14 protein-coding genes, 1 tRNA gene and 1 pseudogene are annotated in these 16,282 nt (G+C 65.5%); 12 read left to right on the forward strand and 4 right to left on the reverse strand.

Annotation, left to right across the window (positions count from 1 at the left end; all coding sequences use genetic code 11):
* The 6 genes and pseudogenes from nuoL to J2X58_RS02740 all read left to right on the forward strand — a co-directional run bounded on the left by nuoL (position 1) and on the right by J2X58_RS02740 (position 7,145).
* The gene (nuoL, locus tag J2X58_RS02715; protein WP_310046268.1) at positions 1 to 2,088 is read left to right on the forward strand and encodes an NADH-quinone oxidoreductase subunit L; all 2,088 of its coding nucleotides are present in this window, start codon (positions 1 to 3) and stop codon (positions 2,086 to 2,088) included.
* A 14-nt stretch (positions 2,089 to 2,102) separates the two neighbouring features.
* Entirely contained in the window at positions 2,103 to 3,614 is a 1,512-nt protein-coding gene (locus tag J2X58_RS02720) for an NADH-quinone oxidoreductase subunit M (protein WP_090054165.1), read from the forward strand.
* A 12-nt stretch (positions 3,615 to 3,626) separates the two neighbouring features.
* Positions 3,627 to 5,087: an NADH-quinone oxidoreductase subunit NuoN gene (gene nuoN / locus J2X58_RS02725; protein ID WP_310046270.1), complete on the forward strand. Its 1,461-nt coding sequence runs from the start codon at positions 3,627 to 3,629 to the stop codon at positions 5,085 to 5,087.
* Between the two features lie 797 nt (positions 5,088 to 5,884).
* Positions 5,885 to 5,961 (forward strand) — tRNA-Met (locus tag J2X58_RS02730).
* A gap of 62 nt (positions 5,962 to 6,023) precedes the next feature.
* Positions 6,024 to 6,269, forward strand: coding sequence for a hypothetical protein (locus J2X58_RS02735; RefSeq protein ID WP_310046272.1), 246 nt, complete (start codon positions 6,024 to 6,026; stop codon positions 6,267 to 6,269).
* Positions 6,270 to 6,312: 43 nt separating this feature from the next.
* Positions 6,313 to 7,145, forward strand: a pseudogene (locus tag J2X58_RS02740) (SulP family inorganic anion transporter).
* Between the two features lie 50 nt (positions 7,146 to 7,195).
* Here the strand turns inward: J2X58_RS02740 and J2X58_RS02745 are convergent.
* The gene (locus J2X58_RS02745) at positions 7,196 to 8,287 is read right to left on the reverse strand and encodes a glycosyltransferase family 4 protein (RefSeq protein ID WP_345784556.1); all 1,092 of its coding nucleotides are present in this window, start codon (positions 8,285 to 8,287) and stop codon (positions 7,196 to 7,198) included.
* 61 nt (positions 8,288 to 8,348) lie between these two features.
* The gene (locus J2X58_RS02750) at positions 8,349 to 8,525 is read right to left on the reverse strand and encodes a hypothetical protein (RefSeq protein ID WP_310046273.1); all 177 of its coding nucleotides are present in this window, start codon (positions 8,523 to 8,525) and stop codon (positions 8,349 to 8,351) included.
* A 220-nt stretch (positions 8,526 to 8,745) separates the two neighbouring features.
* Here J2X58_RS02750 and J2X58_RS02755 point away from each other — a divergent pair, with 220 nt between their 5' ends.
* The gene (locus J2X58_RS02755; RefSeq protein ID WP_310046274.1) at positions 8,746 to 9,201 is read left to right on the forward strand and encodes a YccF domain-containing protein; all 456 of its coding nucleotides are present in this window, start codon (positions 8,746 to 8,748) and stop codon (positions 9,199 to 9,201) included.
* A gap of 2 nt (positions 9,202 to 9,203) precedes the next feature.
* Positions 9,204 to 10,007, forward strand: a complete 804-nt coding sequence (locus tag J2X58_RS02760; protein WP_310046275.1) for a hypothetical protein — start codon at positions 9,204 to 9,206, stop codon at positions 10,005 to 10,007.
* Here the strand turns inward: J2X58_RS02760 and J2X58_RS02765 are convergent.
* Positions 10,004 to 11,500, reverse strand: coding sequence for a diguanylate cyclase (locus J2X58_RS02765; protein ID WP_310046276.1), 1,497 nt, complete (start codon positions 11,498 to 11,500; stop codon positions 10,004 to 10,006). The genes J2X58_RS02760 and J2X58_RS02765 overlap by 4 nt on opposite strands.
* Before the next feature lie 195 nt (positions 11,501 to 11,695).
* Between J2X58_RS02765 and J2X58_RS02770 the strand changes: the two genes are divergently transcribed.
* Both J2X58_RS02770 and J2X58_RS02775 read left to right on the forward strand, forming a co-directional pair.
* Positions 11,696 to 12,583, forward strand: a complete 888-nt coding sequence (locus J2X58_RS02770; RefSeq protein ID WP_310046278.1) for an AraC family transcriptional regulator — start codon at positions 11,696 to 11,698, stop codon at positions 12,581 to 12,583.
* 37 nt (positions 12,584 to 12,620) lie between these two features.
* Positions 12,621 to 13,142: a 2'-5' RNA ligase family protein gene (locus J2X58_RS02775; protein WP_177191134.1), complete on the forward strand. Its 522-nt coding sequence runs from the start codon at positions 12,621 to 12,623 to the stop codon at positions 13,140 to 13,142.
* Here the strand turns inward: J2X58_RS02775 and J2X58_RS02780 are convergent.
* Positions 13,139 to 13,771: a GIY-YIG nuclease family protein gene (locus J2X58_RS02780; RefSeq protein ID WP_090054147.1), complete on the reverse strand. Its 633-nt coding sequence runs from the start codon at positions 13,769 to 13,771 to the stop codon at positions 13,139 to 13,141. The genes J2X58_RS02775 and J2X58_RS02780 overlap by 4 nt on opposite strands.
* A 378-nt stretch (positions 13,772 to 14,149) precedes the next feature.
* On the opposite strand from J2X58_RS02780, the gene rimP reads away from it, so the two are divergent.
* Both rimP and nusA read left to right on the forward strand, forming a co-directional pair.
* Complete coding sequence (gene rimP, locus J2X58_RS02785) at positions 14,150 to 14,692, forward strand: ribosome maturation factor RimP (protein WP_090054145.1); 543 nt, start codon at positions 14,150 to 14,152, stop codon at positions 14,690 to 14,692.
* A 46-nt stretch (positions 14,693 to 14,738) separates the two neighbouring features.
* Complete coding sequence (gene nusA / locus J2X58_RS02790; protein ID WP_090054143.1) at positions 14,739 to 16,253, forward strand: transcription termination factor NusA; 1,515 nt, start codon at positions 14,739 to 14,741, stop codon at positions 16,251 to 16,253.
* Positions 16,254 to 16,282: the final 29 nt, after the last annotated feature.

Below are 16,282 nucleotides of genomic sequence, written 5' to 3' on the forward strand. Positions count from 1 at the left end.
ATGAGTCTCTCGCTTTCAATCCTGCTGACGATCGCGCTCGCACCGCTGGTGGGCTCGATCCTGGCCGGCCTCTTCGGCAAGGTGATCGGCCGGGCAGGGGCGCACACCGCGACCATCCTCGGTGTCGCCATCGCCTGCGGCCTGTCGTTCCACGTGCTCTACCAGCTCGTCTGGGGCGGCGCGCAGAACTTCAACCAGGACGTCTACACCTGGTTCGAGATCGGCAACTTCCACGCGTCGGTCGGCTTCATGGTCGACCGCCTCACCGCCATGATGATGGTGGTGGTCACCTTCGTGTCGCTGCTGGTGCACCTGTACACCATCGGCTACATGTCGGACGACCCGGGCTACCAGCGCTTCTTCAGCTACATCTCCCTGTTCACCTTCTCGATGCTGATGCTCGTCATGAGCAACAACTTCATGCAGCTGTTCTTCGGCTGGGAAGCGGTGGGCCTGGTGTCGTACCTGCTGATCGGCTTCTGGTACAAGCGCCCGACGGCGATCTTCGCGAACCTCAAGGCGTTCCTGGTCAACCGCGTCGGCGACTTCGGCTTCCTGCTCGGCATCGCCGCGATCCTGTTCTTCCTGAAGACGCTCGACTACCAGACCGCGTTCGACGCGGCGCCGACGCTGGTCGGCAAGACGCTGCAGATCACGCAGAACCACGCGTGGGATGCCGCCACCGTGATCGGCATCCTGCTGTTCATCGGCGCCATGGGCAAATCCGCCCAGGTCCCGCTGCACGTGTGGCTGCCGGACTCCATGGAAGGCCCGACCCCCATCTCGGCGCTGATCCATGCCGCCACGATGGTGACCGCGGGCATCTTCATGGTCGCGCGCATGTCGCCGATCTTCGAGCTGACCGAGGGCGCGCTCTCGTTCATCCTCGTCATCGGTTCCACGACCGCCCTGTTCACGGGCCTCATCGGCATCGTGCAGAACGACATCAAGCGCGTCATCGCGTACTCCACGCTGTCGCAGCTGGGCTACATGACCGTCGCGCTGGGCGTGTCCGCCTATAGCGGGGCCGTGTTCCACCTGATGACCCACGCCTTCTTCAAGGCGCTGCTGTTCCTCGGCGCGGGTTCGGTGATCATCGGCATGCACCACGAGCAGGACATGCGCTACATGGGCGGCCTGCGCAAGTACATGCCGGTCACGTGGATCACGATGTGGATCGGCTCGCTGGCCCTCGCCGGCACGCCGTTCTTCTCTGGCTTCTACTCGAAGGACGCCATCATCGAGGCCGTCGGCGAGTCGCATCGCTGGGGCGCGAACTACGCATACTTCTGCGTGCTGGCGGGTGTGTTCGTCACTTCGCTGTACAGCTTCCGCCTGCTCTACATGACCTTCCATGGCAAGGAGCGCTTCACCGTCGAGCACGGTCATGGCCACGGTCATGCGCACGCCCAGCCGCACGGTCACGACCCGCACGGCGAGCAGCACGCCGAAGAACACGCGGATTCGCACAAGGAAGACCAGCACCACACGCCGGGCGTCCTCGAGCACGCGCCGCACGAATCGCCCTGGGTCGTCACGGTGCCGTTGGTGCTGCTGGCCATCCCCTCGATCCTCATCGGCTTCTTCACCGTCGGCCCGATGCTCTTCGGCGACTGGTTCGGCAAGGCGATCCACGTCGACGAGGCGAACAACGTCCTGGGCGAACTCGCGCACGAGTTCCACGGCGCCTTCGGCATGGGCGTGCACGGCTTCACGGCCGCGCCGTTCTGGCTGGCGTTCGCCGGCTTCGCGGTGGCGACCTACGTGTACCTGTTCAACCCAACCGTCGCCGACAAGGCCAAGAGCGCGCTGAAGCCGGTGTACGAGGTGCTGAACCACAAGTACTGGATCGATGAACTCTACTTCGCGGTGTTCGCGAAGGGTGGCGTGAAGCTCGGCGAAGGCCTCTCGAAGGTGGGCGACGCCGCCATCATCGACGGCGCCATCGTGAACGGCTCGGCCGGCCTGGTGCAGCGCATCGCGAGCGGCACCCGCCGCCTGCAATCCGGATTCCTCTTCCACTACGCCTTCGCCATGATCCTCGGCCTCATCCTGCTTCTCGGCGGGTACTGGCTGATCGGGCAATAAGGGAAACGAGCTCTATGTCGAATCACTTGCTCAGCCTGCTGATCTGGCTCCCGGTCGTCGGCGCCATCCCGGTGCTGCTGGCCGGCGCCGGTCGCCCAGGCCTCGCCCGCTGGATCTCGCTCCTGGTCGCGGTCGCCACGTTCGCCGCCAGCCTGGCCCTCTTGCCTGCCTACGATGCCGCCACCGGCACGCTCCAGCTCTCGGAATCGATGAGCTGGATCCCGTCGCTGGGCATCAACTACTCGCTCGCGGTCGACGGCATCTCCGTCGCCCTGATCGTCCTCACCACCTTCGTCCAGATCCTGGTCATCGTCGGCGCGTGGGAAGTCATCCAGAACAAGCCGCACCAGTACATGGCCGCGATGCTCGTTCTCGAAGGCGCGATGGTCGGCGTGTTCTGCGCGACGGACGCGATGCTGTTCTACGTGTTCTTCGAAGCGATGCTGATCCCGATGTTCATCCTCATCGGTATCTGGGGCGGCCCGCGCCGCGTCTACGCGACGCTGAAGTTCTTCATCTACACGTTCTTCGGCTCGATCTTCATGCTGATCGGCCTGATCTACCTGTATCACAAGACCGGCGGCAGCTTCGCCATGTCGGACATGGCCAACGTCCACCTGACGATGACCGAGCAGACCTGGCTGTTCTTCGCCTTCCTGCTGGGCTTCGCGATCAAGGTGCCGATGGTGCCGGTGCACACCTGGCTGCCCGACGCGCACGTCGAAGCGCCCACCGGCGGTTCGGTGGTGCTGGCGGCCGTGATGCTGAAGATCGGTGGCTACGGCTTCCTGCGCTTCAGCCTGCCGATCACGCCGGACGCCTCGCACGAGTTCGCATGGCTGATCATCGTGCTCAGCCTGATCGCCGTCTGCTACATCGGCTACATCGCGCTCGTGCAGCAGGACATGAAGAAGCTGGTGGCGTACTCGTCCATCGCGCACATGGGCTTCGTCACCCTGGGCATCTTCATGGGCTTCCTGCTGGTCCGTGAGACCAACGATCCGGATGCCGCGCGTCTCGGCATGCAGGGTGCGATGGTCCAGATGATCTCGCACGGCTTCATCTCCGGCGCGATGTTCAGCTGCATCGGCGTGCTCTACGATCGCCTGCACTCGCGCCAGATCAAGGACTACGGCGGCGTCATCAACGTGATGCCGGTCTTCGCCCCGTTCTACGTCCTGTTCGCCATGGCCAACAGCGGCCTGCCGGGTACGAGCGGCTTCGTCGGCGAGTTCATGGTCATCCTCGCCGCGTTCAGCGCCAATCCGTGGATCGCGCTGTTCGCCGCGTTCACGCTGATCATCGGCGCCGCGTACACGCTGTGGATGGTGAAGCGCGTCCTCTGGGGCGACATCACGAACAAGCACGTGGCGGAACTGAAGGACGTCAACGGTCGCGAGATCTTCATGCTGAGCGCGTTCGCCGCGGGCGTGCTGCTCTTCGGCATCTGGCCCGAACCGCTGGTCCACCTGATGGACGCCTCGGTCGCTCGTATCGTCGAGCAGCTGGCCATCACCAAAGTCTGATCGGGAATAATCATGCCGAGTATCAACGACATCCTGATCCTGCTCCCCGAGGTCTACCTCGTGGTCGCGGCCTGCGTGCTGCTCCTGCTGGATGCGTACCTCAAGCCGGGCCAGAAGGGCACGGTCCACTGGCTCTCCATCCTCGTGCTGCTGGTCGGCGCGTACCTGGTCGTCAGCGGGTCGCCGACGACGCCGGTCACCGCGTTCAGCGGCATGTTCGTCCGCGACGGTGTCGCGGAGGTGCTGAAGCTGTTCTCGCTGCTGATCACCGCGGTGATCTTCGTCTACGCGCGTCCGTACCTTAAGGAGCGGGCGATCCCGTTCGGCGAGTTCTACACGCTGACGATCTTCGCCACCGTCGGCATCATGTTCCTGGTGTCCGCCGGTAGCCTCGTCACCGTCTACCTGGGCCTCGAACTCCTGACGCTGTCGTCGTACGCCCTGGTCGCGCTCAACCGCGATTCGCGCCTGTCGTCCGAAGCGGCGATCAAGTACTTCGTCCTGGGCGCGCTGGCGTCGGGCATGCTGCTGTACGGCATGTCCATGGTGTATGGCGCCACCCACAGCCTCGATCTGCACGCGATCCACGCCGCGATCGTCGGCGCCGAGTGGAAGACGCTGCTCCTGTTCGGCCTGGTCTTCATGATCGTCGGCATCGGCTTCAAGCTCGGCGCGGCGCCGTTCCACATGTGGATTCCGGACGTCTACCAGGGTTCCCCGACCGCCGTCACCGTGTTCATCGGTTCGGCGCAGAAGCTGGCCGCGTTCGGCATGGCCTACCGCCTGCTGTCGACCGGCATGGGCGACATCGCCGGCGGCGCGTCGGGCCTTGCACCGCAGTGGCAGCTGATGCTGGCCGTGCTCGCGGTGCTGTCGCTCGCGATCGGTAACCTCGTCGCCATCGTGCAGACCAACCTGAAGCGCCTGCTGGCTTATTCGACCATCTCGCACATGGGTTACCTCCTGCTCGGCCTGGTGAACGCCGGTCCGGAGGGTTATTCGGCCGCGATGTTCTACGCCGTGAGCTACGCGCTGACCAGCGCCGCCGCGTTCGGCATGATCCTCGTGCTCTCGCGCTCGGGCTTCGAGTGCGAAGAGATCGACGATCTGCGTGGCCTGAACCAGCGTTCGCCGTGGTTCGCCTTCATGATGCTGCTGGTGATGTTCTCGCTCGCCGGCGTGCCGCCGCTGTTCGGCTTCTTCGGCAAGCTGCTGGTCCTGAAGGCCGCGGTCGACGCGGGCATGCTGTGGCTCGCCATCGTCGGCGCGGTCGCGGCCATCATCGGTCTGTACTACTACCTGCGCGTGGTCAAGGTCATGTACTTCGACGCGCCGGCCGAAGGCACCGACGTCCGCGCCACTGCCGATGCTCCGGCTCGCTGGGTGCTGTCGATCAACGCCCTCGCGCTGCTGATCCTTGGCTTCACGTGGGCACCGCTCCTGGCCTGGTGCCAGCGCGCGTTCGGCGGCTGATCGATCCGCCAATGTCGAAAAAGGGGGCGCCGCGAGGCGCCCCCTTTTCGTTTCATCCTCGCCGAAACCGCAACCCTCACCGTCATACCGGCGCACGCCGGTATCCACGGCCTCGGTGCACGGTTTTCGCGACACGCCACACGCCAGAAACGTCGTCGCGAAAACCGATCGCCTCGCCGTGGACCCCGACGTGCGCCGGGGTGACGAGCCGGAGGAGTCGCGGCATCCCTCACCGTCATACCGGCGTACGCCGGTATCCACGGCCTCGGTGCACGCTTTTCGCGACACGTCACACGCCAGAAACGTCGTCGCGAAAACCGATCGTCTCGCCGTGGACCCCGGCGTGCGCCGGGGTGACGAGCCGGAGGAGTCGCGGCACCCCTCACCGTCACGGCGGCACAAGCGGAACGTCGCGGCGCCCCTCACCGTCATACCGGCGCACGCCGGTATCCACGGCCTCGGTGCACGGTTTTCGCGACACGCCACACGCCAGAAACCTCGTCGCGACAACCGATCGCCTCGCCGTGGACCCCGGCGTGCGCCGGGGTGACGAGCCGGAGAGTCATGGCACCCCTCACCGTCATACCGGCGCACGCCGGTATCCACGTCCCCGGTTCACGGTTTTCGCGACACGCCATACGAGGGCAGGTCATCACGACAACCGGTCGCGCCGGTGCGCGCCGGGGTGACGATGACGACGGGTGGCAAACAACCTCGCTTCGGGCCCCTTGTCACAAAAATGTATGACGAAGGGCTTGCAAGAATTCGGCCACGTCGCTATACTTTTTTGACTCTGATGCGGGGTGGAGCAGTCTGGCAGCTCGTCGGGCTCATAACCCGAAGGTCGTAGGTTCGAATCCTACCCCCGCTACCAGTTTTCCTAAAAAGCGCGAACCTCACGGTTCGCGCTTTTTTCTTGTGAGCGAGGATCCGCCCATGGCCTGGGAACACATCCTTTCGGAGAACCTCACGACGACCGCCGTCGGCGTGCTGATCGTGGTGGTGTCGTTCAACCGCTTGCTCGCATTCCTCTGGCCATTCGCGCTGCTGATGCCGCTCGTGCCGATCTTCTCGCTCGCGTACTCGGGTTACCCCGATGGCGTGTTCATGTGGAGCTACGTGCCGATCGGGATCGCGATCTACGCGCGGCGGAAGATCGGCACCTTCCCAAAAAACCCTTGAAACATGGCGGGGCGAGGCCCTCCCGAAGACGACGAACGTGTCGATGACTTCCCGCCTGGGCCAGGAATGGTTCGGCGATATCCGTGGCGACGTACTGTCGGGTCTCGTCGTCGCGCTCGCCCTGATTCCCGAGGCGATCGCGTTCTCCGTTATCGCCGGTGTGGATCCGAAGGTGGGCGTACTCCAGGTGATCATCGGTGCGCTGAAGCTCGACTCGCTGATGCGTTTCGCCTCGCGCGTTCGGTTTTGACGGGGTTCGTCAACGCGCTTGCCTTCCTCATCTTCATGGCACAGCTGCCCGAGCTGATCGGCGTGCCGTGGCCGGTCTATCCGGTGACCGTGGCGGGCCTTGCGATCATCTCTTTGTTCCCATACGTCGCGCGCGCGATACCGTCCCCGCTCGTGGCGATCGTCGTGCTGATGATCGTGGCCGTGGTATTTGGCATGGACATCCATCGCGTCGGCGACATCGGCGCGTTGCCCGATTCCCTGCCGCATTTCCTCTTGGCCGACGTGCCGCTGAACTGGGAGACGGCGAAGATCGTGCTGCCGACGGCGGCGACGCTCGCCGTGGTAGGCCTGCTCGGATCGATGATGACGCTGCAGATCGTCAACGACATGACCGATACGCGCGCCGACAAGAATCGCGAATGCATGGGACAGAGGCTGGCGAACATCGTCACCGACGTGCACGTCGACGTGTCGGAGGCCCACTTCTGGGATCTGACCGCGGTTGGCTTCTTCGAGAAAGTGATGTCGAAGTTCCGCCTTGCGGGCAATCGCATCGAGATCGTCGGCATGAACGAAGCGAGCGCAGCGCTCGTGAAGCAGTTGGGAGCCGCACGTTCCGACGGCGCGCCTGCGGGCGCGCATTGAACCTGCGGCCGTCGGGCGCATCGGCGCGCTCGGTACGAACTATCGACCGGTCACCTTGCGTCGAACGGGCGCCCGTCAGAGCCAATGGCATCGGCGAATCGCTTTGCGACCATTTTCCAGTCGTACCTTTGCACGTGCGCCAGGCCCTGCCTGCCATACGCTTCCCGTCGCGAAGGATCCGTCAGGAGTCGAATCAGCGCGTGTGCGAGAGAGGCTACGTCACCGGGCGGCACCAGCCATCCGGCGAGTCCATGAGGCACGACTTCCGGGACGGCGCATGCACTCGTCGCGACGATGGGCAATTCGCTCGCCATGGCTTCGAGAAACACGATTCCAAAGCCCTCCTGGATGCTTGGTAAACAGAACACGTCGGCATGCCGGTAAAGGCGGATCAGCGTGTCATCGTCGGCTACGTTGCCTAGCAGCGTTGTGACGTCGCCGAGCCTGAGTTCGTCACGCATGCGCATCAGGTTGCCGTGCTCCGGGCCGTTGCCGACGATCACTGCGCGGGCCCCAGGTATCACTCGCCGGATCAACGGCATGGCGTGCAGAAGATCGGCCACATGTTTTCGTGGGTACTGTCGCGCTACGCAAAGAATGGTTGCGCCAGCGTCGCGACGATGTTCAGACAAGAGAACCCGTCGCCAGTGGTCGAGGTCGATACCTTCCGGCACGAGGCGGATGCGTTTCTCCAGTACACCGTAGTGCTCGACGATAGCCTTGCGGCAGTAGTGCGATGTCGTAACGACGATATCCGCGCGGCGGGCGTTATGCCGTTCCAATAGCGATAGCGCCCGTAGTACAGCGCGGGTTCGGCCTCGCTCGTGGCGGGCTTCTTCTGCGAGCACGCCTTTGATACTCACGACGTAGGGAACCTTTCGCGTTCGGCCAGAGCAAAGGAATCCGTCATAGTCGAACCCCACGACAATGTCGTGCTTCGAGACGTCGAGACGAAGCGGAAGTGCTGCATTGAATAAAAGGCGTCGCGCTGTCGGGTTCCAAGGCCAGGTGCCTTGAGGAGACATGACGGAGACTCGTTCGCCTTGATCGGTCAACGCGTTCCGGAGGCCTCGAATGCCGATGGCGGTTCCGCTCCCCTCGATACTGCTCTGCGGCCATGAGTCTATGAAAGCGATCTTCACGGCTCTTTTCTCCAATCCGATGGATCGACTGGCGCGGTGGACCCGCGCCGTGAGGAACGATCTAACCGAGGACGTACATCGTCGTCCGGATTCGACCTACGTACTGATCGACCTCGCAGAGGGTGCGTTCCGACGCTGCCTTCAGGTGGAAGGGAGCTTCGGTGATGACGACGCCACTGAGGTAGGGCAGGCGCGTCTCCGCGCCCATGACCTTGTCGACATGGGGGGTGAACGGCATCTTTCGATGGCATGCCGTCGAATCATGGAAGGTCCTTTTCTCCGGTCGCTGGTTCGGCCTTACGCGGCATCGCTTGCCCCGGGAGTGCGTGTCCAAGGTCGCGTTCGGGCACCGGTCGCGCAATCTGTCGAAGGTCGTAAGGCGAGGAGGCGCGCTTTCGGCACTTGATCCGACGCGTCGCGAACGCTACGTTCGCGCCTCCATCCACAAGGAGTGCGGCGTGAAGACCATCGGAAACATCATCTGGTTCGTGTTCGGCGGGCTCGTCATGGGCCTGGGCTGGTGGCTTGCCGGCCTGATCTGCTTCATCACCGTCGTCGGCATTCCCTGGGGTCGCTCGTGCTTCGTGATCGGCACGTTCGCTTTCTGGCCGTTCGGCAAGGAAGCCATCGACCGTCGCGATCTGTCGGGCCGTGGCGACATCGGCACGAGCGTTTTCGGCACCGTGGGTAATATCGTCTGGTTCGTCTTTGCCGGCATCTGGCTGGCCATAGGCCACGTGTGCTCGGCCATCGCCTGCTGCGTCACGATCATCGGCATCCCGTTCGGCTGGCAGCACCTCAAGCTTGCAGGCATCGCGCTCGCGCCGATCGGCAAGACGGTGGTGAGCACCGACGTTGCGGAAGCCTCGCGCCGGATGAACGCGGAAGCCGCCGTTCTTCGGGCACGCGCCTGAGCATGACTGCACGGTTCATGCGCCTGCTCCGGAGCGGGCTGGCGGTTATCGCCATCACCGTGTCGATCAGCGGTTGCACCCGCGATGCGATGATCGAGAAGTTCACGCCGCACCCGGAAGCCGAGCAGGCGAAGAAGGCGATCGACGACTGGCGCATGGGGCGCCTGGCGGACCTCCGCCCGCAACTATCGCAGGAACTCGCAGCTCAGGTCACGGACGAGCAGCTCGCCGTCATGGCGGTCGGGTTCCCGCGTGGCGAGCCGCGCTCCGTTAGAGTGATCGGAGCGACGACACATTTCCAGTCCGATACCCGTCGCTACGACGTCACGTATGAGTATGACTTCGACGGTCGCTGGTTCGTGGCGAGCGCCGTGATCCTGAAGGTTGGCGACATCGCCCGGATCGCCGGACTGCACGGGCAGATGCGTTCGCAGTCGATGGAGCAGGTCAACGCGTTCACGCTCGCGCACAAGGGCGGACTGCATTGGCTGATGCTGTGCCTTGCCATCGCCGCCCCGGTGTTCTGTCTGGCGGTTTTCGTGATCTGCATCAGGACGCCCTTCCGTCGCCGGAAGGTGTGGTGGGCGCTGTTCACGCTCGTCGGTGTGTGCACGGTGCATTTCAACTGGACGACGGGGCAGGCGGACTTCACCCCGCTCTCGTTTCAGCTGCTGGCGGCGTCCACGGCGGCCGTACCGTTCGGCCCATGGATCCTCGGCGTTTCGGTGCCGTTCGGCGCCCTCATGTTCCTGATTCGTCGCAAGGCTCTCGTCGCGAGGGCCAGAGCCGAAGCTACGGCTGCCTAACCGGGCAGGGGCAGGGCGACCTCGGGTTCGCCGCTGGTCGCATAGCGGTTACGGCCCGCGCTCTTCGCGAGATAGAGCGCCTGGTCCGCGTGACGGACGAGGTCGCGTGCGTCGGCGGACACCGCGGTAGCGACCCCGATGCTCACCGTGACCCGGCCGTCGATGCCGTGGTCGTATTCGAGCAGGGCGTCGTACACGGCGCGCGTCATGCGTCGCGCGACGACTTGCGCGCCCTCCGCCGGGGCCAGCGGCAGCAGGGCGATGAATTCCTCGCCGCCGTAGCGCGCGATGAAATCGGCCGGTCGGCGCAAGGCGCCCGCGAGGAGGCGTGCGACCGCTTTCAGGGCGATGTCGCCTTCGGGGTGGCCGCGCGTGTCGTTGAAGGTCTTGAAGAGGTCGACGTCGATCATCAGCGCGCTGATCGGTTTACCGTCGCGCGAGGCCTCGCGGACACGCTCCGCGAAGGCCTGTTCGAACGCGCGGCGGTTAGGGATGCCCGTGAGCTCGTCGAGCAGCGAGACGCGCTCGACCGCGGTCAGCGCGTCGGACAACCGGTCGCGCGTGGCGGCGAACCAGAACTGCGTCTGCACCACGCGGACGACGTAGCAGAGCATGGCCAGCGCCATGACGATGCGTCCGAACATCCCTTGCGAGTCGCGGATGCCGAGGCTCAGCGCGAAGATGGCCGCCAGCAGGAGGCCGGGCGCGAATCCGGCCGCCAGCTGCCGCGCCCATAGCCTTCCCGCGGGATCGAAGGCGCGCGGCGTGCGGCCGTGGTGGAGCAGGCAGAGCAGCGCGGCGAAGGGCAGGGTGGGCAACACGTCCGCGAGCTGGCGGAGGACGGGCAGGTCCGGGTAGAGCTCGTCGTGATTGTGGATGCCCGCCGAGAGGGCGTAAAGGCCGAGGAAGATCGTCGTCAGCCGGAAGAACCGGTACTCCTTCTCGTCCTGCGCGGCGAAGGTGCGGATGAGGAAGGTCAAGAAGAGGAAGATGTTCTCGACGTCGAAGGCGACGACGACCCAGACCATGTCCTCATTCTTCAGGAAGCCATTCCCGTCGCTGAGGTCGCGCACTCCGAGGTAGCAGAGGATGACGAGCAGAATGAGAAGCGCCCCGTCCACGACGCGGCGCGCCGGGGTGGTCGGTTCGTCGCGCGTCGCGACGGCCGCGTAGAGCAGCGGCAGCCCGAAGCTGACGAACAGCACATAGGTGGATATGAGGTTCTGTTCCGTGCCGGACCGGGCGATGGCGTAGCCCATGCCGGCGACCCAGCAGGCGAGGCCGAGCGCGAGGCAGGCCACGGTCCTCCGGTCGTACGAGGGCCATCGCAAGGCGGCCATAGCGGCGAGGCAGGCGAGCCCGGACGCCGTGAGCATCAGGTAATAAGCCAGCTCCGGAAGATCGCGACCCGCGACCAGCGGCGCCAGGACCTGCACCAAAGGAAAGGCGAGGAGCACGGCCCCGTAGCCCAGGTATCGCCCCGGCGTTCGCATACCTGTGCTTCCTCCCCCTCAAGTGGCGCGCAGGCGTGCATCGTGCCACGAGACGCGGACGTCGGCGATGCCCCGGGGTGTCACATCGTCGCGTTGCCGAAAACGCGGTGATATGCCCGGAGGCCGGGTAGGCGACCGGGCCATGTCCGCAAGATCGGTCGTGCGCCATCCCATCGCGCTCGCTACGCTTGTTCCATGAACGATTCCTCGCACCTTCGCTTTCGCCGCGTCCTCGACCACATGGACGTCCATCTCGACGGCGATCTTTCGCTGGAGACGCTCGCGCGCGTCGCGGCATGGTCGCCGTTCCACTTCCACCGGCGGTTCTCGGCGCTGACCGGCATGACCGTGCATCGCTACGTGCAGCTGTCGCGCTTCAAGCGCGCCGCGTGGCAGGCGGCGTTCCGTCCGGACGCGTCGATGACGACGATCGCGCTGGACGCCGGCTATGAAAGTCCGGACGCGTTCACCCGCGCGTTCCGGCAGCGGCTGGGCCAGTCGCCCTCCGCGTTCCGCGAGGCACCCGATTGGCGCGTCTGGGCAACGGCCTGGCGCGAACTCGACGAAGTAAGGAGGTTCCACATGCCTGCAGGTCATCGTCTCGACGAGGTTCGGATCGTCGATGTCTCCCCGGTGCGCGTCGCGTGCCTGCCGCACGTCGGCGATCCGGCCCGCATCGGCGAATCGGTGCGTCGCTTCATCGCGTGGCGTCGGGCGACCGGACTCTCGCCATCCCGAAGTGCGACCTGGAACGTGCTTCACGACGATCCCGAGACCACGCCTCCCGAGCGATACCGCCTCGACATCTGCGCGTCGTGCGACGTCGTGGAAGCGAACGATGCCGGTATCGTGGCCGCGACGATCGAAGGGGGACGCTGCGCGGTGCTGCGGCATACCGGTTCCGACGCATTGCTCGGCGACGCCATCCGTTTCCTTTACGCCGACTGGCTGACCGCGAGCGACGAGGAGCCGCGCGATGCGCCGCTGTTCCTTCAGCGCGTCGCGTTCTTTCCGGATGTGCCGGAGCACGAGGCGGTGACGGATATCTATCTGCCGCTCGGAAGGGCCTCGAGCCCGGCGTAGGGTACCGGTGAGTGACGGGGCGCGTTACAGTCGGTCCATGCCCCGGACCTTGCTCGCCTTGCTGGTTCCCGAAGCCGAACCGCTCGTCGGCGACCTCCGCGCGCGGATGGACCCGTCGGCGCGGCGCGGGCTGGGCGCGCACATCACGCTCGTCTATCCGTTCATCGACAGCCCTTCGGTGACGCCGGAGGTCCTCGATCGCCTGCGCGGCGTGACCGCACGTCACGCCGCTTTTTCGTTCCGCCTCGCCGACGTCGGGACGTTCCCTTCGACGGTCTGGCTCGGGCCCACGCCGGCCGACGCGATCGCGCGTCTCGTGGTCGATCTGGAGGCCTCGTTCCCGGACCGTCCCCGTGCCGGCCCCGTCTTCGATGGCTTCGTGCCGCACCTTTCCGTCGCGCGTAACGTCCGCCGCGATCACGACGCGATCGTGGCGACTTGCCGGGGCCGCCTCCTCGCCAGCGGCGAGGTCGCCTGCCGGGCCCGCGAGGTCCACGTGATGGAGCGCGCCGATGCGGGCTGGCGCGTTCTCGCGGCGGCGCCGCTCTCGGAGGCCTAGTCCGCCGGGAACAGGCGGCGGTGATCGCCGTCGCGGTACCAGCCGGCCACCGCGTCCGGCACCAGCCCGCAAGGATCGATGCCGGCCGCGGCGAACAGGTCGAGCGTGTCGAGCAGCGCCCGCCGCATCCGGACGGCGCCGGGATCGTCCGGCGCGTTGTGCCTCGCCCATTCGAGCGTCTCGTGGAGCCGCAGGGACCAGTCGTGGAGCAGGTCGGCGCGCGCGGCGAGGTGCTGGCGGAGCCAGGGCCGGATGGACTGGAGCGGAAACGCGTCGGTCGCCGCGATCCCGGCGAGCAGCTCGCCGATGGGCTCCGCGGCGCCTCGGAACCACTCGGTATGGCCCGCCGCCGAGTCGGGAACGACCAACGGCGCCATCGCCTGGTGCGTGGCGAAGGTCTCGATCAGCCGCCGTTCCACCCGCCGGGCCTCGGCGACACGCCCGGCGTCGAGCAGCAGGCCCCGGTCCAGGTCGAAGAAGTCGAAGAATCGGCGGTGCAGGGTGCTGAACCGGGTGAAAGGCTCGCGGGAGAACCCCACCTTCAGGAGATCCTCGTCCCGGCAGGGCAACACGTAGACGAAAGCACGGCCACGGGAGGCGAAGCGGGGGTAGGGCGTTTCTTCTTCCATCCCGGCAGTATGGGTGGCGGCGGTCTCATGGAGCGCGCCAGCCGTGGGGGATTTCGGGCTGGCGGCGCCCTGCGGCGCAGCCAGTGGCGACCTTGCAGGGAAGTGCGCTTTTACGATAGAATCAGTGAATCTTAAGCGGTGTTGGTGACGGTTTCGGCCTCTCACCGGTGGGCGCTTCAGGAACTTTCTTTTTACAAGAAAGCCTCCTCGTGAGGCTTTTTTGTTGGGCGCACGGAGGCGTCCTGCGACACGACTGTGAGCGCCGTCAGGGCATCGCGGCGCGCGCGGGAGGAAAGTGTCGGATACATCGGCGAACGAAAGGAATGGGCCGTTCGCGCCCTTTTTTTGTTTCTGGCCACCGGAAAAACCGCAGGTAACGTGGACACCAAAGCACTTTCCCAACGATTCAGCGACATCGTGGCCGAGCGCGGCCTCGAGGTTCTGGGCATCGAATTCCTGCCGGTCGACGGCCAGCAGACGCTGCGCGTCTACCTCGACGTCGTCGAGGCCGAGCGCGAGCGCCGCGAAGCAGCGGAGATTCCGCCCGAGGTGAACGTCAACGACTGCGAGGACGCCAGCCGCGAGTTTTCGGCGTTCCTGGACGTTGAAGACCCGATCCCGGGCAACTATGTACTGGAAGTCTCCTCGCCCGGTATCGACCGCCCCCTGTTCACGGCGGAGCAGTTCGCCCGCGTGGCCGGCCAGGAGGTCAAGGTGGTGCTCAAGGCCCCGATCGACGGCCGTCGCCGCCTCAAGGGCAACGTCGTTGAAGTAAACGGCGAGCACATTGTGGTGCAGGGCGAAGCGGGCCGGTTCGAATTCGAGCATGCGGACGTCGAGAGCGCCCGCGTGGTTCCCGACTGGGTGGCACTCGGCTATGCGCCGCAGCCGAAGCCCACGGGCGGAAAGAAATCCAAATAACAGAAACGACGGGGTGCCGCGGGGCATCCTTACGGGAGTAGCGGCAATGAGCAAAGAACTTTTGCTGGTAGTCGACGCGGTCGCCAACGAGAAGGGCGTGCCGCGCGAAGTCATTTTCGAAGCCATGGAAGCGGCGCTGGCCTCGGCCGCCAAGAAGCGCTACCCCGATGAGGATCCGGACATCCGGGTCGAAATCGATCGCAACAGCGGCGATTACGAGACCTTCCGTCGCTGGGAGATCATCGCGGACGACGGCGAGATGGAGGATCCGTCCTTCCAGATCCGTCTGATGGACGCCCAGGACGAGGCCGGTGAGGACGAAGTCGCCGAGGTCGGCGGCTGGATCGAGCACCAGATCGAGAACGCCGAGTTCGGCCGCATCGCCGCGCAGGCCGCGAAGCAGGTGATCGTGCAGCGCGTGCGCGAAGCCGAGCGCCAGCAGGTCGTGGACGCCTTCCGCGACCGCGTCGGCGAACTGGTCACCGGTATCGTCAAGCGCGTCGAGCGCGGCAACGTGTACCTCGACCTCGGCAGCAACGCCGAGGCCTTCATTCCGCGCGACAAGACGATTCCTCGCGAATCGGCGCGCGTCGGCGACCGCGTCCGCGGTTACCTGTACGAGGTGAAGTCGGAAATCCGTGGTCCGCAGCTGTTCGTCTCGCGCAGCGCGCCGGAGTTCATGATCGAACTGTTCAAGCTCGAAGTGCCGGAAGTCGGCCAGGGTCTCGTCGAGATCAAGGGCTGCGCCCGCGATCCGGGCGATCGCGCCAAGATCGCCGTCGTCGCCCACGACAGCCGCACCGATCCCATCGGCGCGTGCATCGGCATGCGCGGTTCGCGCGTGCAGGCGGTGTCGAACGAGCTCAACGGCGAGCGCGTCGACATCATCCTGTGGCACGAGAACCAGGCGCAGTACGTCATCAACGCGATGGCGCCGGCCGAAGTCCAGTCGATCATCATGGACGAGGAAAAGCATTCGATGGACATCGCGGTCGCCGAGGACAAGCTGTCCCAGGCGATCGGCCGCGGCGGCCAGAACGTGCGCCTTGCCAGCAAGCTCACCGGCTGGCAGCTCAACGTGATGACGCAGGACCAGGTCACCGCGAAGTCGGAAGCCGAACAGCAGGCCGCGCTGCAGCTGTTCATGGACCGCCTGGAAGTCGACGAGGAAATCGCCGGCATCCTGGTCTCGGAAGGCTTCTCGTCGGTCGAGGAAATCGCCTATGTCCCGGCCGGCGAGCTGCTGGCCGTGGAAGGTTTCGACGAGGACATCGTCGAGGAACTCCGCGCCCGCGCCCGCGACGCGCTGCTCACCGACGCCCTCGCGGTGGAGGAAGGCATCGACGAGAACGGTCCGGCGGCCGAGCTGCTCGAACTGGAAGGCATGGACGAACCCACCGCCTTCGCGCTCGCGGAGCGCAACGTGAAGACGCTCGACGACCTGGGCGACCTCGCCGTCGACGAACTGATCGATATCGAAGGCATGACCGAGGAACGCGCTTCGCAGCTGATCATGGCCGCGCGCGCTCCGATGATCGCCCGACTGGAGAAGGGCGGCTAAGCGCGAATCCGGAAGCGCCCTGGACGGGC

Origin of the sequence: Luteibacter sp. 3190, from assembly GCF_031456385.1 — a bacterium.
Taxonomy (GTDB): Bacteria; Pseudomonadota; Gammaproteobacteria; order Xanthomonadales; family Rhodanobacteraceae; genus Luteibacter.